Origin of the sequence: Viridibacterium curvum (assembly GCF_039544165.1) — a bacterium.
Classification (GTDB): Bacteria; Pseudomonadota; Gammaproteobacteria; order Burkholderiales; family Rhodocyclaceae; genus Viridibacterium; species Viridibacterium curvum.
In genome coordinates, this window is sequence record NZ_BAABLD010000007.1 from 1 (window position 1) to 17,952 (window position 17,952).

The 17,952-nt window shown below is 61.1% G+C and carries 16 protein-coding genes; 10 read left to right on the forward strand and 6 right to left on the reverse strand.

The genetic code is table 11. The features are described 5' to 3' along the window. Positions 1–103: 103 nt before the first annotated feature. From ABEA02_RS06380 to lptM, 3 genes are read right to left on the reverse strand one after another with little or no spacing between them, the layout of a single operon-like run. Positions 104–496 carry an RNA-binding S4 domain-containing protein gene (locus tag ABEA02_RS06380; RefSeq protein WP_345532040.1) on the reverse strand — a complete coding sequence of 131 codons (393 nt, stop codon included), beginning with the start codon at positions 494–496 and terminating at the stop codon, positions 104–106. Positions 497–502: 6 nt separating this feature from the next. Further along, entirely contained in the window at positions 503–1,762 is a 1,260-nt protein-coding gene (gene lysA / locus ABEA02_RS06385) for a diaminopimelate decarboxylase (protein ID WP_345532041.1), read from the reverse strand. Continuing rightward, positions 1,759–1,968 carry an LPS translocon maturation chaperone LptM gene (gene lptM / locus ABEA02_RS06390; RefSeq protein ID WP_345532042.1) on the reverse strand — a complete coding sequence of 70 codons (210 nt, stop codon included), beginning with the start codon at positions 1,966–1,968 and terminating at the stop codon, positions 1,759–1,761. The genes lysA and lptM overlap by 4 nt, the downstream gene beginning before the upstream one ends. 51 nt (positions 1,969–2,019) lie before the next feature. On the opposite strand from lptM, the gene cyaY reads away from it, so the two are divergent. Then, positions 2,020–2,346 (forward strand): iron donor protein CyaY, encoded by a 327-nt coding sequence (gene cyaY / locus ABEA02_RS06395; protein ID WP_345532043.1) that lies wholly within the window; start codon positions 2,020–2,022, stop codon positions 2,344–2,346. Here the strand turns inward: cyaY and ABEA02_RS06400 are convergent, their stop codons facing one another. Further along, positions 2,347–4,620, reverse strand: a complete 2,274-nt coding sequence (locus ABEA02_RS06400; protein WP_345532044.1) for a penicillin-binding protein 1A — start codon at positions 4,618–4,620, stop codon at positions 2,347–2,349. Positions 4,621–4,842: 222 nt separating this feature from the next. Between ABEA02_RS06400 and ABEA02_RS06405 the strand changes: the two genes are divergently transcribed. From ABEA02_RS06405 to ABEA02_RS06425, 5 genes are read left to right on the forward strand one after another with little or no spacing between them, the layout of a single operon-like run. Further along, entirely contained in the window at positions 4,843–5,922 is a 1,080-nt protein-coding gene (locus ABEA02_RS06405) for a pilus assembly protein PilM (RefSeq protein WP_345532045.1), read from the forward strand. Further along, positions 5,919–6,518 carry a PilN domain-containing protein gene (locus ABEA02_RS06410; RefSeq protein WP_345532046.1) on the forward strand — a complete coding sequence of 200 codons (600 nt, stop codon included), beginning with the start codon at positions 5,919–5,921 and terminating at the stop codon, positions 6,516–6,518. The genes ABEA02_RS06405 and ABEA02_RS06410 overlap by 4 nt, the downstream gene beginning before the upstream one ends. Further along, complete coding sequence (locus tag ABEA02_RS06415; RefSeq protein ID WP_345532047.1) at positions 6,518–7,186, forward strand: type IV pilus inner membrane component PilO; 669 nt, start codon at positions 6,518–6,520, stop codon at positions 7,184–7,186. The genes ABEA02_RS06410 and ABEA02_RS06415 overlap by 1 nt, the downstream gene beginning before the upstream one ends. Further along, entirely contained in the window at positions 7,183–7,710 is a 528-nt protein-coding gene (locus tag ABEA02_RS06420; RefSeq protein ID WP_345532048.1) for a pilus assembly protein PilP, read from the forward strand. Before ABEA02_RS06415 ends, ABEA02_RS06420 begins: the two co-directional genes overlap by 4 nt. Then, positions 7,707–9,851, forward strand: coding sequence for a type IV pilus secretin PilQ (locus ABEA02_RS06425; protein WP_345532050.1), 2,145 nt, complete (start codon positions 7,707–7,709; stop codon positions 9,849–9,851). The genes ABEA02_RS06420 and ABEA02_RS06425 overlap by 4 nt, the downstream gene beginning before the upstream one ends. 124 nt (positions 9,852–9,975) lie before the next feature. Here ABEA02_RS06425 and ABEA02_RS06430 read toward each other — a convergent pair whose 3' ends face one another. Next, positions 9,976–10,266: a hypothetical protein gene (locus tag ABEA02_RS06430; RefSeq protein ID WP_345532051.1), complete on the reverse strand. Its 291-nt coding sequence runs from the start codon at positions 10,264–10,266 to the stop codon at positions 9,976–9,978. A gap of 252 nt (positions 10,267–10,518) precedes the next feature. Here ABEA02_RS06430 and ABEA02_RS06435 point away from each other — a divergent pair, with 252 nt between their 5' ends. The 4 genes from ABEA02_RS06435 to nirD all read left to right on the forward strand — a co-directional run bounded on the left by ABEA02_RS06435 (position 10,519) and on the right by nirD (position 16,061). Next, the gene (locus ABEA02_RS06435; RefSeq protein WP_345532052.1) at positions 10,519–10,983 is read left to right on the forward strand and encodes a cache domain-containing protein; all 465 of its coding nucleotides are present in this window, start codon (positions 10,519–10,521) and stop codon (positions 10,981–10,983) included. A gap of 36 nt (positions 10,984–11,019) precedes the next feature. Further along, positions 11,020–12,630 (forward strand): methyl-accepting chemotaxis protein, encoded by a 1,611-nt coding sequence (locus ABEA02_RS06440; RefSeq protein WP_345532053.1) that lies wholly within the window; start codon positions 11,020–11,022, stop codon positions 12,628–12,630. Between the two features lie 553 nt (positions 12,631–13,183). Next, positions 13,184–15,712, forward strand: a complete 2,529-nt coding sequence (nirB, locus tag ABEA02_RS06445; protein ID WP_345532054.1) for a nitrite reductase large subunit NirB — start codon at positions 13,184–13,186, stop codon at positions 15,710–15,712. 13 nt (positions 15,713–15,725) lie between these two features. After that, positions 15,726–16,061 (forward strand): nitrite reductase small subunit NirD, encoded by a 336-nt coding sequence (gene nirD, locus ABEA02_RS06450; protein WP_345532055.1) that lies wholly within the window; start codon positions 15,726–15,728, stop codon positions 16,059–16,061. A gap of 78 nt (positions 16,062–16,139) precedes the next feature. Here nirD and ABEA02_RS06455 read toward each other — a convergent pair whose 3' ends face one another. Then, positions 16,140–17,840, reverse strand: coding sequence for a bifunctional protein-serine/threonine kinase/phosphatase (locus ABEA02_RS06455; RefSeq protein WP_345532056.1), 1,701 nt, complete (start codon positions 17,838–17,840; stop codon positions 16,140–16,142). Positions 17,841–17,952: the final 112 nt, after the last annotated feature.

Below are 17,952 nucleotides of genomic sequence, written 5' to 3' on the forward strand. Positions count from 1 at the left end.
GGCAGGGGGCTAATCTAGGTTTTTCCGCAGAGCCGCCTCAAGGAAAAACCGCAACCCCCTTGGGGCGGGACGGCTACCGAAGTGTGCCGTCACCGGGGGTACATCACTCCCAGCGAATGCGCCCCATGTCGCGACGGTCGCGCTTGGTGGGGCGGCCACGGCCGCGCAGGTCGTCGGCGGGTTCGTGCTGCAGGCGGCGTTGCTCGCGTTTGGCTTCGCGGGCGGCGGTGCTGTCGGGTGTCTCTTCGTAGAGCGTGCGGGCCACCGTTGCGGGGCCGCGTTTTTCGGCAAGAGCGAGGACGATCAGTTCCCAGCGCTGCTCGCCGAGTACCAACTCGATACGGTCGCCGGGTTTGACGTTGCGTGAGGGTTTGACGGGCAGGTTGTTGAGTTTGACGTGACCGCCGTCGATGGCGTCGGTGGCGAGGGTGCGCGTCTTGAAAAAGCGCGCGGCCCACAGCCACTTGTCGATGCGTACGCCTTCGTGGTCGGACATGGTGCGTCAGGCGGGCAGGATGGATTCGAGGGCGTAAAGGCTCTCGATACTCTCGCGCTGACGCACGAGGTGTACAGCGTCGCCATCGACCAGCACTTCGGCACAGCGGCCGCGCGTGTTGTAGTTGGAGCTCATGGCCATGCCGTAGGCGCCGGCCGAGAGGATGGCGATGCTGTCGCCTTCGGCCAGCGATAGAGCGCGATCATGGCCGAGGAAGTCGCCGCTCTCGCAGATGGGACCGACGATTTCGTAGGGTACCGGTGGCGCGTTGCGCGGGGTGACGGCGAGCATCTCGTGGAAGGCGTCGTAGAGCGCGGGGCGCGCAAGGTCGTTCATCGCGGCGTCGACAATGGCGAAGTTCTTCGTTGCACCGGGCTTGAGGTACTCGACGCTCGTCAGCAAGAGGCCGGCGTTGCCGACCAGGGAGCGGCCGGGTTCGAAGTGCAGCTGTTCCTTGCGGCCTTCCATGGCACGTAGCAGGGGGGCGAGGTATTCGGTGCCGGTCGGCGGCACTTCGTCCTTGTAGCGGATGCCGAGGCCGCCGCCGAGGTCGATGTGGTCGAGAGAGATGCCTTCGCGTTCGAGCTGTTCAACGAGTTCGCGCACCTTGCCAGCCGCTTCGGCCATCGGCGCAGGGTCGAGCATCTGCGAGCCGATGTGGCAGGCGACGCCGCTGATCCGCAGGTGCTTCGATGCCGCGGCCTTGCGATAGAGGGCGAGGGCGTCTTCGAAAGCGACCCCGAACTTGTTGTCGCGCAGGCCTGTGGAGATGTAGGGGTGAGTCTTCGGGTCGACGGCCGGGTTCACGCGTACGGCGATAGGGGCGACGAGGCCCAGCTCGCTGGCGACGGATTCGAGGCGATCGAGTTCGGGCGTGGATTCGAGGTTGAAGCAGTGGATGCCGGCGCGCAATGCCTGCGCCATTTCCGCACGGCTCTTGCCGACACCGGAGAACACGACCTTGTCAGCGGTGCCTCCGGCGGCCAGCACGCGCGACAGTTCACCGCCCGATACGATGTCGAATCCCGCGCCGAGACGCGCGAACAGGTTGAGGATGGCGAGGTTGCTGTTGGCCTTGACGGCATAGCAAACCAGGGCATTGCGGCCGGCGAGGGCGGCATTCCAGTTTTGCCAGGCAGCCGTCAGGGCGGCACGCGAGTAGACGAAAGTGGGCGTACCAAAGCGTGTCGCAATGTCGACAAGGGCGACCGACTCCAGCGCGAGGCCTTTGTCGGTGTAGTGCAGACCGGGAACGGGAAAAGTCATTTCGAGGCAGGCGCCGCGCGGGGCGCGGACTGATTGGTGGCGTTGGCGGGGCTGCTGGACGAGGGCTTGCTATGATCGGGCGCGGCTTTTGCTGATTCAGGCTGCGGCAGGGGTTGGGGCAGGTAGAGCCCACCCTTGATGCCGCAGGCGGTCAGCGCGCCGGCCAGAACAATGGATAGCAGGACTGGGGCCGTGATCAGGCGCATGTCGGATCGTCTCAGTGCAAAGCGTGAATGGTAACAAGGAGTCAGGGCCCCATGGACGAGAAGACTTTTCTGGATCTGGCCGACGCCCAGATGGCGAAGCTGGAGCAGGTGATAGAGCAGGCGGCGGATGATGCTGACCTCGACCTCGACATCGAGGCGCGTCCGGGTGGCATCCTCGAACTGTCATTCCCGAATGGCAGCAAGATGGTCATCAACCGGCATGCCGCCGCCCGTGAGATCTGGGTGGCTGCGAAATCCGGCGGTTTCCACTACCGGCCCGAGGGCGGGCAGTGGCTCAACACGCGTGATGGCGAAGAGCTGCACGCCGCGCTGAGCCGTCTGCTGAGCGAGCAGGCCGGGCAGCCGCTCGCCATCTGATCATTCCTTGGCAGGCTCGCTCGCCGGAGTGGGCTCGCTGGGCATGTTCTCTTCGTAGATGAGGTCGTCCTCGCCCTTGTCGGTTTTCACGCGCAGCAGGCCGCCGGGCACCGGCATCGGGGTGTCCGGCACGCCCTTGAGCGCCTGCTCCATGTAGCCGATCCAGATTGGCAGGGCGAGCACGCCACCTGTCTCGCCTGACCCCAGCTTCTTTGGCTGGTCGTGACCGACCCAGGCGACGCCGACGAGGCCGGGGTTGTAGCCGCTGAACCAGGCATCCACGTAGTCGTTGGTCGTGCCGGTCTTGCCAGCGAGGTCGCTGCGACCCAGCGACATGGCCTTGCCCGCGGTGCCGCGGCGCACGACATCCTGCATCATGGTGTGCATCAGATAGACGTTGCGCGAGTCGAGCACCTTTTCGGCTTGCTGGCCGGCTACCGGCGGCGTGACACGGGCGACGACGCGATTGTTCTCGTCACGTATCTCGCTGACGATGTAGGGCTGGATGCGATAGCCGCCGTTGGCGAAGATGGCGTATGCCGATGCCATCTGCCAGGGCGTGACAGCGCCGGAGCCCAGCGCCAGTGTGAGGTAGGGCGGATTCTTGTCGGCATCGAAACCGAAGCGCGAGGTGACGTAGTCCTGCCCGTATGCCGGGCCGATGGCTTGCAGCAGGCGAATGGCGACCGAGTTCTTCGACTTGGCGAGCGCGGTGCGCAGGCTCATCGGGCCTTCGTACTTGCCGTCGTAGTTGCCCGGCGACCAGGCCTGGCTACCGGTTTCCGCCGCAGTGAAGCTCAGTGGCCCGTCTTCGAAGATGCTGCCCGGCGTGTAGCCTTTCTCCAGCGCCGCCGAGAAGATGAATGGCTTGAAGCTGGAGCCTGGCTGGCGCCAGGCCTGCGTGACGTGGTTGAACTTGTTGCGGTTGAAGTCGAAGCCACCGACCAGCGCACGGATGGCGCCGTTGGAGGGGTCCAGTGAGACGAAAGCAGCCTCCACTTCCGGCGGTTGGGTGATCGCCCAGCCCTTGGCTGTCTTGACGACACGGATCAGCGCACCACGTCGCACCTGCTTCTGCTGCGGAGCGTTGCTGGCCAACATGGCCGCGGCGTACTTCAGACTGTCGCCGGTGACGTCTTCCACTTCGCCGCCGCGCAGGTATACACGGACTTTCTTGGCGGAGGCCTCCAGTACCAGCGCGGCACGGATTTCATCCTGATCCAGGACGTCTTCGAGCAGTTCTTCCAGCTGCTCATCCTGCTCGTTCTTCACGCCTGCGAGGTCAAACTGTGCTTCGGCGCCGCGATACCCATGGCGGCGCTCGTAGTCGAGCAGACCGCGGCGCAGCGAGCGGTAGGCCGCCTGCTGATCGTTCTTCATCACGGTGGTGATGACCTTGATGCCGCGTGTGTAAGCATCCTCCTTGAACTGCTCGTAGGCCATCTGTCGGGCCATTTCGGCCACGTACTCGGCATGCAACGAGATCAGCGGCTGTACTGAGGGGTGTGACTTGCTGATGGCGAGCTTCACCGGCTCCGCGACAGCCTTGTCGTGGGCGGCTTCGTCGATGTAGCCCAGCTCGGTCATGCGGCGCAGGACGTATTGCTGGCGCTGTTTGGCGCGCGGCGGATTGACGACGGGGTTGTACGTCGACGGGGCCTTGGGCAGGCCGGCGAGCATCGCACATTCCCCCACAGTCAAGTTGGACAGCTCCTTGCCGTAGTAAATCTGCGCAGCCGCAGCGAAGCCGTAGGCGCGCTGTCCGAGGTATATCTGGTTGAGATAAACCTCAAGAATCTGGTCCTTTGTCAGGTTTTTTTCGATCTTGATCGACAGCAGGATCTCGTAGAGTTTGCGTGTGATGGTCTTTTCGCGGCTGAGGTAAAAATTCCGCGCGACCTGCATGGTGATCGTGCTGCCGCCTTGCCGACGAGCGCCGCCCAGCAGGTTCAGCAGGGTCGCACGGGTGAGTCCGGCAAAATCGACACCACCGTGCTCGTAGAAGCGGTCATCCTCAGCAGCAAGGATGGCGTGTTTGAGGGAGTCCGGAACGGTTTTGATGGGGGCATAGCTGCGGCGCTCTTCGCCGTACTCCCCGATCAATTCGCCATCTGCGGTGTAGATGCGCAACGGGATGCGTGGTTTGTAGTCGGTCAGGGCGGAGAGCTCAGGCAGCTTCGGCCAGGCGAAAGCCACAGCGATGCCGACAGTGGAGCAGACGAGCAGCAGCACACCGACAAGGATGGCTGCACCGAAGAGAATGGATTTGCGCATGAAGGCGAGAGGTCAGATGGGCCGCAAGGCCGGGGTAGGCAGATGCCCGCCGGCATCTTAGCCGGGAGGCAGGGGGTACGCGACGCCCTCGGGGGGAAATGATTGACCGTTCGGCGCCAGTTTGCTTTACATATCTGATACCTAACTGCTAGGATTTAAAGTAATTTTGTGAATTTGCTCGTAACTGCCGGATTTTAAACGTTTTTTGATAGGACGGCCCGCGTGATTGACTTCTCTACCTTGCTGGGAGGACGTGCCAGACCCCTGATCGGGCTGGATATTTCGTCTTCTGCAGTGAAAATGGTTGAGCTCTCCGAAGCGTCCAACCAGTACCGGCTGGAACGCTATGCGATCGAGCCTTTGCCGCGCGATGCGGTGACCGACGGCAATATCGCCAGCCTCGAGCAGGTCGCGGACGCCATCAAGAAGGCTTGGAAGCGCTTGGGGACCAACACCAAGCAGGTGGCTTTGGCGCTGCCCGCCGCTGCGGTGATTACCAAGAAGATCACCCTTCCTGCCGGATTGCGTGAGCTCGACATGGAAGTGCAGGTCGAGTCCGAGGCGAACCAGTACATCCCGTTTGCCATCGAGGAAGTGAACCTCGATTTCCAGGTGATTGGTCAGACTCATGGCAGTGACGAGGAGGTCGATGTCCTGATCGCGGCCTCCCGCAAGGAAAAGGTTGAAGATCGTGTCGCGGCGGCTGAGTCCGCGGGTCTCAAGGCATCGGTCATGGATGTCGAGTCGTTCGCCGCCCAGGCCGCCTTTGACTTGGTGCGTCGCAAGCTCGACAAGGATGAAGGGGCCGGCAAGGTGATTGCGACGGTCGACATCGGCGCCAACACCATGAAGGTTTCGGTGATCCGCGACGACAACGTCCTTTATTCCCGCGAGCAGGCTTTCGGTGGTTACCAGCTGACGCAGGACATCATGCGGAATTACGGCATGAGCAGCGAGGAGGCAGAGGCGGCCAAGCGCTCTGGCAGCCTTCCCGAAAACTACGAGCACGAACTGCTGCGTCCGTTCATGGATAGCGTAGGCCTCGAAGTGTCGCGTGCGCTGCAGTTCTTCTTTACCTCTACCCAGTTCAACCAGGTTGATCAGATCATCCTGTCCGGTGGCTGTGCTGTCGTGCCGGGGCTGGATCAGATCGTGGCGGGACGCACGCAGGTGCCCACCCTGGTGGCCAACCCCTTCGTCGGCATGGCGCTATCGTCCCGCATCCGTCCGAAGAATCTGGCGATGGAAGCTCCGGCCCTGATTGTTGCCTGCGGACTTGCCATGCGGAGGTTTGACGCATGATTCGCATAAACCTTCTGCCTCACCGAGAAGAGGCACGCAAGCAAAGACGACAACAGTTCTACACGCTGCTCGGGCTGGTTGCCCTGTTGGCAGGAGCGATCTGGTTTGTCGGTCATACCATCATCGGTCAACAGATTTCGACGCAGGAAGCAACGAACGACTTTCTGAAGCGCGAGATCGCTGTGCTCGACAAGGAAATTGCCGAAATCAAGCGCTTGCAGGAGCAGACGCAGTCGCTGCTGTCGCGCAAGCAGGTGATTGAGTCTCTGCAGAGCAATCGTGCCGAGACCGTGCATGTGTTGAATGAACTTGGCAAGCAAGTTCCGGAAGGCGTGTTCATTCGCTCGATCAAGCAAAATGGCGCCCGGATCCAGCTCATGGGTTACGCACAGTCCAATGCCCGTGTATCGCAGTTGATGCGTAATCTGGACGCCTCGCCGATTTTCGAGAAACCTGATCTCGTCGAAATCAAGACGGCCGACCTCAACCGTCGCCGTGTAGGGGACTTCAACCTGTACGTGAGCATTGAGCGTGCGCCGGTGGAGCCGGCCGATTCGCCAGCGGCGGGTGGTACTACGAATAAGGAGCAAAAATAATGGCAGCTCCTGCACTGACGCAGCGTATGCGCGGCATCCAGCTGGACCAGATCATCAATGATTTCAAGCAGCTGGATCCTAATGACCCCGGCATGTGGCCGATTGCACCTCGCGTGCTTACCCTGGTGGCATTGCTGATTGTTCTGGTTGGTTGTGCTTACTGGTTTGACTGGAGTGATCAGCTGACGACGCTTGAGGATCGCAAACTGAGCGAGGTCAAGCTGCGTGAGGAGTGGGTGGGCAAGAAGCGCCAGGCTGTCAATCTGGAGGAGTACCAGAAGCAGCTCGCTGATATTGACCGGCAGTTCGGTGCTCTGCTCAAGCAGTTGCCGAACCGCTCGGAAATGGAAGCCCTCCTGGTTGACGTTAACCAGGCTGGCCGTGGCCGTGGCCTGCAGTTCGATCTCTGGAAGCCGGGCGCAGAGGCCGTCAAGGATTTCTACGCTGAGTTGCCAATCTCGCTGCGTGTGACGGGCAGCTACTCGGACCTCGGTAATTTTGCGGCTGACGTGGCGAAGCTGCCGCGGATCGTGTCGTTGCGTGACATCGTCATCGAGTCCAAGTCAGGAGTCCTGCAGCTGGACACTTCGGCTGTGACTTACCGCTATCTGGACGACGAGGAAATTGCCCAGAAGCGCCGTGAGAAGGCTCCGGGAGCGAAGAAATGAGCGCGCGCCTTTTGATGATTTTGAGCCTTGGTGGCTTGTGTGCCGTTCTTGCCGGATGCGGTGGGGATGAGCATCAGGACATCAAGAACTGGATGGCTTCCGAACAAGCCACCATGCGCGGACGCGTACCGCCGCTGCCGCAGATGAAGACATTCCCGGTGGTGGATTTTGACGCCGCCCAAGTGACTGATCCGTTCCAGGCTTCGAAGCTGGATCCGGACAAGCGGCAGAGCAATCGGCCGGATACCAACCGTCGTCGGGAGCCACTGGAAGCCTATCCGCTGGAATCGCTCAAGCTGGTCGGCATGATGGTTTCCAAGGATGGTCGTCCGATTGCGCTGGTGCAGGCGGACAGAACCGTGCATCAGATCCGGGTAGGTAACTACATCGGACAGAACTTTGGTCTGGTGACCAAGATTTCAGAAACTGAGTTGTCACTCAAGGAGTTGATCGAAGACTCCAACGGGGACTGGGTGGAGCGCATGAGCGCCATGCAAATGCAGGAGCAGGAGGTAAAACGATGAAACGCCAAGGAAAACTCGGCATCCTGATGACGTGCCTGACGCTTTGCATGTCCTTCGTGCCGGCTTACGCGCAGCAATCTGCGCCAGCTGCAGAGGTGCCTGCAGGCAAGAACGCTATCGAGTCGGTCCAGGCCAGCCAGAATGCCGGCAACCTGATCGTCAAGGTGACCTTGAAGGAGCCTCTCACGTCACAGGTTGGCAGCTTCAGTGTCTCCAGTCCGGCGCGTGTTGCTATCGACTTTCCCGGCACAGTGAATGCGACGGGCCAGACGTCATGGCAGATCAACGACGGCGATCTGCGGAGCATTAACGTCGCCCAGGTGGCCGATCGCACGCGTTTGGTCATCAACCTGCTGCGCCCCCTGACCTATGTCACGTCCGCGTCAGGCAAGGAAATTCTCATCACCTTGAGCCAGCTCGGTGCCAAGACGCAGGAGCCGGTTACGACGGCCCGCTTTGCCGAACAGCCCGGTGGTGCAGAGAGCCACAAGGTCCGCGACATCAATTTCCGTCGTGGCCGGGATGGTGAGGGGCGCGTAATCGTCGACCTGTCCGATGCCAACACCGGTATTGATATCCGTCAGCAAGGCAATGACCTGATCGTCGACTTCCTCAAGACCGCTCTGCCGGACAATCTCCGCCGCCGCCTTGATGTCACGGACTTTGCAACGCCGATCAACACTGTGTCGACGAGCACCCAAGGCAACACGGTGCGTATGGTCATCACGCCCAAGGGACTGTGGGAGCACAACGCCTACCAGACCGACAATCAGTTCGTCATCGAAGTGAAGTCGGTCAAGGAAGACCCGAGCAAGCTCGTTCAGGGCTCGCGCACCCAGAAATATGCGGGCGAGAAGCTGTCGCTGAACTTCCAGAACATTGATGTGCGTTCGGTGCTGCAAGTCATCGCAGACTTCACGAACTTCAACATTATCACCAGCGACGCAGTGAGCGGCACGCTGACCCTGCGCCTCAAGGACATTCCATGGGATCAGGCCTTGGAAATCATCCTCCAGGCCAAGGGTCTGGACATGCGCAAGAATGGCAGCGTGATCTGGATTGCGCCGCGTGACGAGCTGGCGGCTCGTGAGAAGCTTGAGCTCGACTCCAAGGTGCAGATCGCGGATCTGGAGCCCTTGCGCACGGAGACCTTCCAGGTCAATTACCACAGCGCCAAGTCGATTTTTGACGGCATCCTGAAGGATAAGGAAAAGACCATCCTGTCCAAACGCGGTGTGGTGGTGATGGATGAGCGCTCAAACAAGCTGATCATCTCTGACGTGCCGGCACGCCTCGACGACGTGCGTCGCATGCTGACTGAGATTGATGTACCGGTTAAGCAGGTATTGATCGAAGCGCAGATCGTGGAAGCCTCGGACAGTTTTGCGCGCAACCTTGGCGCTCGCCTGGGTTTCCTGGGATTGCTGGGCAACACGTACAGCGGCCGTCCCAAGGTGACTGTCGGTGCGGGTATCGAAGGCACGGGTTACCAGGCTGGTCTTACCGAAGACAAGGCCAAGTGGAACACGAGCAACGCGCAGAACGTCAATCTGGCCGCGCCGAACATCAACGGCCGTTCGCCTGGTGTGCTGTCGACTATTCTGTATAACGCCGCCGGCAGTCGTTTCATCAGTCTTGAACTGTCTGCCCTTGAGGCGGATGGGCGCGGTAAAGTGGTGTCCCGTCCTCGTGTGATGACTTCTGATCAGAACGAAGCAATCATCGAACAGGGTATCGAGCTGCCGTATCTGACGGCATCCAGCTCAGGCGCCACGACGATTTCTTACCGGAAGGCCGTTCTGTCCCTGAAGGTGCGGCCGCATGTGACGCCTGATGGCCGTATCTCGATGACCATCGACGTCAACAAGGACTCGGTAAACAGCCAAGTGTCCCTGAGCTACGGCTTGGCAATCGATACCAAACACGTGAGCACCCAGGTTCTGGTCGACAACGGCGGTACGGTGGTGCTGGGCGGTATCTATCAGCAAACGACCACCAACAACACGACCAAGATCCCGCTGTTGGGTGACGTACCGGTTCTCGGTTACCTGTTCCGTGAAAACGAAAAGGCAGACACCAAGACTGAGCTGATGATCTTCGTGACGCCGCGCATCATGGCTGACAACATGGCCAGCCGCTGAGCTAGCGATGCTGCAATAAAAAACCCGGGCTCGTCCCGGGTTTTTTATTGCCTGAAAGCTTCAGTCCAAGGCGACCAATGCGCTTTCAAGGAGCAAGTTCCAACGGCGTCTGGAACTCGAGGCTTCAGCCCATGTTGGCTTTGGTCCAACCGAGCGAAACCAGCTGTTTCAGCAAGGTATCGTTGGCCTCGCTCTTGCTGCATGTGCTTGGCATGGCGAAGTGCTCGGGTGCCATTAGGGTCTCACGGCGCGGTTGGCGATCGCCTTCGTGTTCGTAGAGGAACAAGCCTTTGCCATGCTCATCCGTGCCGACCAGCCCGAAGCGTTCGGTGCCGGCGATGCCGCGTACCCACCAGACCCAGCGCGGACTGATGCCGTTCTCGCAGAACGAGGTGGTTTCGATTTCGAATGACATGACCCTCTGACCTTGTTGTGATGCAGGCTTATCGCGGCCGTGGGCTGCCGCGTGCCTGTTTGATTATCGGGGAAGCAATTTTACTAAGGTCGTAGAATTTGGTGAATTTCGAAACTAACTGTGTCGTGAGGGAGGTCACGCACAGTTTTTGCGCTTATCGCAATGCAGCACCTCAAGCTTTGACAGGGGGCGTCGTTATGCATTCTGGAGCCTGTCGTCGCGGCAGGTGTCAACATCTTCCGGAGGCGAACCATGAGGCAATTTGCAGTCATTCGCGCAGCGCTGGCATTGATCATCACCCTGACAGGCGTCCCGGCTATCGGTGCCGAAGAGTTTGCGACGGCCAAAGAGGCTGAAGCCATGGTCGGCAAAGCGATTGTGGCCATCAAGGCTAACCGCGCCCAAGCGCTCAAGGAGATCACGGACAAAGATCCCAAATGGATCGATCGTGACCTCTACCCGGTCGTTTATGACATGACTGGCAAAGTGCTGGCACACGGCCAGAACCCCAAGATGGTCGACAAGGACCTGATTGATTTCAAGGATCCGGACGGCAAGCTATTCGTCAAAGAGCGGGTGGATCTCGCCAGGAGCAAGGGTAAGTTCTGGCAAGACTATGCCTTTACAGATCCGGTGACCAAGAAGGTGTTGCCCAAGCAGGCCTACTGCCAGCTGCAGGGCTCGGACATCGTCTGTGCCGGCATCTACAAGCGCTAGATCGTCTTCGCTGCAAACTGAACGCAGGAGACAGGCATGAAAATCGTCCACCGCATGCTGATTGCGCCGATGTGCTGTGTTGCCATGATTTTTGCCGTTGGCATCGCGACGGGTTATGCGCTCCGCAACACCAGCAATGCGTTGGAGAATCTTTTCGAGAACCAGTTTACCGGCGTTCAGCAAGCAACGGCTATAGAAACGGAGTTGCTGTCGGTGCATGCTGCTGCCTACGCCATGTTTACGGCCCTTGATGGTTTGAGCGAGAAGAAGGCGGCTGAACGCCTGAGAGCGCTCAATGATCGTCTTGATGCCGTGCGTGCGAAGTTGCCGACGCCGGATGCGGGCGCGCAGGAAGACAGTCTGGGCATGCTGGAGAAGCTGGCCCGTCATGTCGTGGCTTACCAGAAGGCGTTGAATACGGCCATCGATATGGCATCGATGGATGCCAACATGGGCCGATCCGGCATGCAGACTGCGGACGACAAATTCAAGCTGGTCTCGGCAACCGTCGCGGCGAGGGTGCAGCTGGAGGTTGAGGCTGCGCGTGAGGGTTATCAGTCGGCGCTGTCCGTGCGTAACACCGCCTACATGGTTTGCGGTTTGCTGTTTGTGGTCGCGGTCGTTGCCGCGGTGATGCTTAGTACCTATATGGCAGGTGCGATTGCCAAACCCGTTCACAGCGCCATCATGGTGGCCAAGCGGATTGCCGGCGGCGATCTCACACAGCCAGTGGCGCCTGGTGCGAATGATGAGGTGGGGCAGCTGGTTGGCGCGCTTTCCTCCATGCAGGACAGTTTGCGCCAGATGATTTCGAGTGCGAGTCGTTCGGCGTTGGAGCTTGAATCGGCGAGCCGCGATATGGCGCAGGCTGCCGATGTCGTGAGTGGCAATGTGGGGCGACAGTCAGATGCACTCAGCAGCGCAGCTGCTGTTGTGGAGGAACTGACAGTCAGCATCGCGCATGTGTCGGACAGCGCATCTGCCGTGACTGATGTCGCCGAGCAGACCTCCCGCACGGCCGAGCAAGGGGTAAGCCTTGTCATGAAAGTTACCGATGAGGTGCGCGGTATCGCCACTACGGTGGATGCCACGGCTGCCTCTATGGAGGCCCTGCGTGAGAGCGCCAACCAGATCAGCGGTATTGCCAATGTCATCCGCGAGATCGCAGATCAGACCAATCTGTTGGCATTGAATGCGGCTATCGAGGCTGCGCGTGCGGGTGAAAGCGGTCGTGGCTTCGCTGTGGTGGCTGACGAAGTACGCAAGCTTGCCGAGAAGACCAGCAACGCCACACAGGATATCAAGCAGGTCATTGAGCGCATCCAGACCCAGTCAGTCAGCGCTGCGACCGAAATGGGCGCCGCGCGTAGCCGCGTGGATGCGGGGGCTCAGCTCATGGAGCAGCTGCGCGACCCGCTGCACGCCATCGAAATCGGAGCCAACGAGGCAATGATGCGCATGCGTGAACTCAGCGTTGCAGCGCGCGAGCAATCGGCCGCCAGCGACAGCATCGCGCAAAACATGGAAAACATCGCCAGCATGGGCAGTGACAACGCCGGCTCCGCGCAGCGCTGTCAGACAACCGCTACAGCCTTGCAAGGGCTATCGCGTCAGCTGAGCGACGGCATAGGCAAGTTCAGGGTCTGAGCACGCCCGTCAGGCGCCGCGCGTGGGGCACGCGTCCTGCGCAATCTCCGCCACGCTTCCGGGCAACGTATTCCGCCTCTGGTCACTAACCCCGAGCGCGAGTCCCAGACCCAGCCACAGTGGTCGACTGCAATGTGGTCCTGCGGGCGGCAGCCCTGCCGTTGGCCCGGGCCTATGACTCCACTTTTTCCGCCGGCACCAAGTTGGCGAACTGGCCCGCCCTTGGTGCGGCCTTGGGCGCGCTGGAACAACGTTGGCCGCGCTGTGCGTTCCTTGCGGAATTCCCTCTAAGGCATTGCTGTAAATCATCTTTTCCGCCCCGATGCGGCAAGGTGGAGCCGATGGCATGGATGCTGCTTGACAAGGCTTGCTTGCAGGCGATGCAGCCTGGAAGCGAAGCCTCCGCCAACGACGGCGGAATCCGGATGGCAGCCTTATCCCCGTCATCCGGTCATTCCTAACCGACAATTAGCCGCGTCCGCGGGGGCCTTCTGCACGTGATTTCTGCGTGCCGTAGCAAGCTTTCGTCATGGCCGGTGAAGTGATACAGACCATGAAGATCATTCTTGCTGGCCACGGCATGGTGGGCCACAAATTCCTCGAAGAACTCCATCAACTGCAGCCGGGCGCCGACGTGACCGTGCTGTGCGAGGAGCCTCGTCCGGCCTACGACCGCGTGCATCTCTCCGAGTTCTTCTCCGGCAAGTCGGCGGAAGACCTGTCGCTCGTCCAGCCCGGCTTCTTTGAAGAGAGCGGATTCAAACTGCGTCTGAACAGCCGCGTAGTCGGCATCAACCGTTTCGACAAGACTGTCACTACGCAGGACGGCGAAGTCCTGCCCTACGACAAGCTGGTGATGGCCACGGGTTCGTCGCCCTTTGTCCCCGGTGTGAAGGGTAACGACCGGGAGTTCTGCTACGTTTATCGCACCATTGAAGACCTTGAGGCCATGACTGCCGGCGGCAAGGTCTCGCGCAGCGGTGTCGTGGTGGGCGGCGGCCTGCTGGGCCTGGAATGCGCGAAGGCGCTGCGTGATATGGGTCTCGACACCCACGTTGTCGAGTTTGCGCCGCGCCTGATGACCGTGCAGGTCGACGACGAAGGTGGCCGCATGCTGCGCACCAAGATCGAAGCACTGGGCGTGAATGTGCACACCAGCCGCAACACCACCGAAATCACCGATGGCATGACGGCGCGTCATCGCATGGTGTTCGCCGATGGCACACACCTTGAAACCGACATGATCGTGTTCTCGGCCGGCATCCGTGCGCGTGACGAGCTGGCGCGCCAGAACGCTTTTGCGGTTGGCCCGCGCGGCGGTTTCGTCATTGACGACCAGTGCCGCACGTCCGACGACAACATCTACGCCATCGGCGAATGTGCCTCCTGGCGCGATCAGCTGTTCGGCCTAGTTGCCCCAGGCTACGACATGGCCCGCATCGTGGCGCGTCAGCTCGCCGGTCAGAGCGACGCAGCTTTCGGTGGCGCTGATATGAGTACCAAACTCAAGCTGATGGGCGTCGATGTTGCGAGCATTGGTGACGCACAGGGCCGCACCGTCGGCTGCCGCAGCTATCGCTACACCGACGAGATCAAACAGATCTACAAGAAGATCGTCGTCAGCGAAGACGGCAAGCGCCTGCTGGGCGCTGTGCTGGTGGGCAATGCCGATGAATACGGCACCCTGCTGCAGATGGCACTCAACAGCATCACGCTGCCGGCTGACCCCGAATTCCTGATCCTGCCGTCCAGCGACGGCAAGGCCAAGCCGGGGCTCGGACCGGATGCACTGCCCGACGCTGCCCAGATCTGCTCGTGCAACAACGTCAGCAAGGGGCAGATCTGTGCCGCTGTGGGCGATGGCGCCACGACGATTGCCCAGATGAAGAGCTGCACCAAGGCTGGCGCCACCTGTGGCGGCTGCGTGCCGCTGGTGACGCAGATCATGAAGGCCGAAATGGCCAAGCGCGGCATGGCGGTGAACAACCACCTCTGCGAACACTTTCCTTACTCGCGACAGGAGATCTATCACCTCGTGCGCGTTGGCCAGATCAAGAGCTTCTCTGAGTTGCTGGCCAAGCACGGCAAGGGCCTGGGGTGCGACATCTGCAAGCCCGTGGCCGCATCGGTTCTCGCCTCGTGCTGGAACGACTTCGTGCTGCAAGGCGAGTTGGCCAGCCTGCAGGATTCCAACGACTACTTCCTCGGCAACATCCAGAAGGATGGCACCTACTCGGTCGTGCCGCGTATGCCTGGTGGTGAAGTGACGCCGGACGGCCTCATCGCTGTCGGCCAGGTCGCCAAGAAATACGGCCTCTACACCAAGGTCACAGGCGGTGCGCGCGTCGACATGTTCGGTGCGCGCCTGGAACAGCTGCCGCTGATCTGGGAAGAGCTGATCGCCGCCGGCTTCGAGTCGGGTCATGCCTATGGCAAGTCCCTGCGCACTGTGAAGAGCTGCGTCGGCTCGACCTGGTGTCGTTACGGCGTGGATGACTCGGTGGGCCTCGCCGTCGAGCTGGAGAACCGTTACAAGGGATTGCGCGCGCCGCACAAGATCAAGTTCGGTGTCTCGGGGTGCACGCGTGAATGTGCCGAAGCGCAAGGCAAGGACGTCGGCGTCATCGCCACCGAGCGCGGCTGGAATCTCTACGTGTGTGGCAACGGCGGGATGAAGCCGCGCCATGCCGAGCTGATTGCGTCTGACCTCACCAAACCGCAACTGATCGCCATGATCGACCGCTTCCTGATGTTCTACGTCAAGACTGCGGATCGCCTGCAACGCACCAGCACATGGCGCGACAACATGGAGGGCGGGCTGGAATACCTCAAGGACGTGATCATCAACGACTCGCTCGGTCTCGGCGCTGAACTCGAGGCGCAGATGCAACATGTGGTCGACACCTACCAGTGCGAGTGGAAGACCGCCGTGACGAACCCCGAGGTTCGCAAGCGCTTCCGCACCTTCGTCAATAGTGACAAGGCTGACCAGCGCATCGTCTTCGTGCAGGAGCGCGGCCAGATCCGACCCGCGCGCGAAGATGAAATCGCCGTCACCGTTGACGACAAAGCCACAGCCTGAGAGGAGACGTCACATGACGCAAGCACTGAACTGGACGAGCATCTGCGCAGTGGACGACATCGTTCCCAACACGGGCGTTTGTGCCCTCGTAGACGGCCGCCACGTTGCGGTTTTCCGCGTGGGGGCAGAGGTATTCCACGCCATCGACAACATTGACCCCAAGTCCAATGCCAGCGTGCTGTCGCGCGGCCTCATCGGCAGCATCGGCGAGCGCGTGGTGGTGGCCTCACCGCTGTACAAGAACCACTTTGATCTCAGCACGGGTGAATGCATTGAAGAGGCCCAGCACTCCGTTCGCGCGCATGCTGTGCGTGTTGAGGGCGGGCAGGTGCAGGTGGCGGTCAGCTGAGCAGGCAATCAAGGCCAAAGCAGAACGCCCGGCATTTGCCGGGCGTTCTGCTTTCCATCCTCAGCACGCTGCAGAAGCTCAGTTACGCATGAACAGCAGTAGCGCCAGCGCCACGTTGCCGAACAGCGACAGCGCGCACAGCAGCTTGAGCGCCAACTGCGGGTCGCGTTCCATCAGCGGACGTCTGCGCGCCACCTGCAGGGGGCGATGCGCGCCGCGCTGCAAGGCGAGCAGGACTTCTTCAGCCGTTTCAAAGCGCCGCACAGCCTCGCGCGCCACAGCCTTGAGCAGGATGGACTCCAGCCATTCCGGAATGTCAGGCCGATAGCGCGTTGCGGGGACCGGGTCACCGAATTTCGGGCGCTGAAAAGGTTCGATCTCGCCATAGGGATACTTTCGTGTGGCGAGCTCGTATAGCGTCACGCCAAACGCATACAGATCGCTCGATTCGTTGGCGCGGGGGCGCTCGTCACCCTGCGCGAAGAGTTCAGGCGCCATGTAGCTGGGCGTGCCGGGGTTGTTGATCTCGCCAAAGCGTTCGCCTTCGGTCTGGCCATCGGATGCCGCAACGCCCAGGTCCAGGATGCGCAGGCGGCCATCAGCGCCGAGGTGCAGGTTGTCCGGCTTGATGTCGCGATGGATGATGCCGAGACGGTGCAGTGACGAGAGGCCCTTGAGGATCTTTTCGCCCAGATCGGCCAGCTCTGCAGCGCTGAAGCGATGGCCGCGATTCAGACGCTGGCGGAGCGATTCGCCCTCGTGCCAGGTCATGAGGTAGTAGAGCTGGCTGCGGGCGGTCCAGGGAATCACTTGCGGGAACGCCGCGTCGGTGACTCGCCGGGCGATCCACTCTTCATGTGCCAACGCGGCGGCGTCCTGGGGGTCAGCGCTGTCGTGCAAAGTCTTCAGCACGGCCACGTCACCATTGGGCAAGCGCACCCGGTAGAGCAAGGTGACGCGCGAGTCGTGCATCACGTCGAGCACGGTCAGGCCGTCAATCTCCTGCCCCGGTTTGAGACGCGCCGGGATCGGCAGTTCGCGGATGCGCGCCAGCGAATCGCGCAAAGTGTCGCGGGGCAGTTCATTGACGTACAGGACCAGTGCAGTGCAGTTGTCCTGAGCGCCACCGTCGACCGCTGCTTCGACGAGGGCGAAGGCGGCCTCCTGCGGGTCTTCGAACTTTTCGACAATGGCCTGGATGCGGGCATCGCGCAGCGTGCCCCAGGCGCCATCGGTGAGGAGAATGAAGCAGTCGTCTTCCTGCAGCTCGCCTTCACTGAAATCCAGGGACAGACGCTGGTCGAGACCGACAGCGCGTGACAGCACCGTGTCGAGTTCCGGGTGCTCCCAGATGTGGTCTTGCGTCAGGCGCTTGAGTTCGCCATCGCGCAGCAGGTAGGTGCGCGAATCGCCGACGTGTGCGCTGACCCAGCGACGGCCACGCAGCACGACTGTGGACAGCGTGGTCGCCATTCCAGCCGTTTCGGCGCGCTTGGCCGACTGCGAGACCAGCCACCGGTTGGCTGCGCTGATGACCTTGTCGAGCGCTTTCGGGATGGCCCACGTGTCGGGCGTCGCGTAGTAGTCACAAAGCAGGCTGCGCACCGTGAACTCGGCGGCCTCGCGTCCGTTTGCGTGTCCGCCGACGCCATCGGCCACGACGGCGATGAGTCCCTTGTTGTCGAGCTCAGCCCCCTCGGGTGTGACAGCGCCAACGAAGTCTTCGTTGTTGGCGCGCGGGCCTTTGAGCGAGGCATGGCCGAGGGAGACGGTGAGCATGGAGTGAGGAGTGAGGAGTGAGGAGTGAGGAGTGAGGAGTGAGGAGTTTACAAGCGGTTGCCGGTGAGAGATGGTGCTTGCGCGCCCGACGTGTACTCCTCTCCCCTCACTT

Bases quoted from the DNA above. Each gene is read 5' to 3' on its own strand.
- ABEA02_RS06380 (WP_345532040.1), bottom strand. From the start codon at position 496: ATGTCCGACCACGAAGGCGTACGCATCGACAAGTGGCTGTGGGCCGCG.
- lysA (WP_345532041.1), bottom strand. From the start codon at position 1,762: ATGACTTTTCCCGTTCCCGGTCTGCACTACACCGACAAAGGCCTCGCG.
- lptM (WP_345532042.1), bottom strand. From the start codon at position 1,968: ATGCGCCTGATCACGGCCCCAGTCCTGCTATCCATTGTTCTGGCCGGC.
- cyaY (WP_345532043.1), top strand. From the start codon at position 2,020: ATGGACGAGAAGACTTTTCTGGATCTGGCCGACGCCCAGATGGCGAAG.
- ABEA02_RS06400 (WP_345532044.1), bottom strand. From the start codon at position 4,620: ATGCGCAAATCCATTCTCTTCGGTGCAGCCATCCTTGTCGGTGTGCTG.
- ABEA02_RS06410 (WP_345532046.1), top strand. From the start codon at position 5,919: ATGATTCGCATAAACCTTCTGCCTCACCGAGAAGAGGCACGCAAGCAA.
- ABEA02_RS06415 (WP_345532047.1), top strand. From the start codon at position 6,518: ATGGCAGCTCCTGCACTGACGCAGCGTATGCGCGGCATCCAGCTGGAC.
- ABEA02_RS06420 (WP_345532048.1), top strand. From the start codon at position 7,183: ATGAGCGCGCGCCTTTTGATGATTTTGAGCCTTGGTGGCTTGTGTGCC.
- ABEA02_RS06425 (WP_345532050.1), top strand. From the start codon at position 7,707: ATGAAACGCCAAGGAAAACTCGGCATCCTGATGACGTGCCTGACGCTT.
- ABEA02_RS06430 (WP_345532051.1), bottom strand. From the start codon at position 10,266: ATGTCATTCGAAATCGAAACCACCTCGTTCTGCGAGAACGGCATCAGT.
- ABEA02_RS06435 (WP_345532052.1), top strand. From the start codon at position 10,519: ATGAGGCAATTTGCAGTCATTCGCGCAGCGCTGGCATTGATCATCACC.
- ABEA02_RS06440 (WP_345532053.1), top strand. From the start codon at position 11,020: ATGAAAATCGTCCACCGCATGCTGATTGCGCCGATGTGCTGTGTTGCC.
- nirB (WP_345532054.1), top strand. From the start codon at position 13,184: ATGAAGATCATTCTTGCTGGCCACGGCATGGTGGGCCACAAATTCCTC.
- nirD (WP_345532055.1), top strand. From the start codon at position 15,726: ATGACGCAAGCACTGAACTGGACGAGCATCTGCGCAGTGGACGACATC.
- ABEA02_RS06455 (WP_345532056.1), bottom strand. From the start codon at position 17,840: ATGCTCACCGTCTCCCTCGGCCATGCCTCGCTCAAAGGCCCGCGCGCC.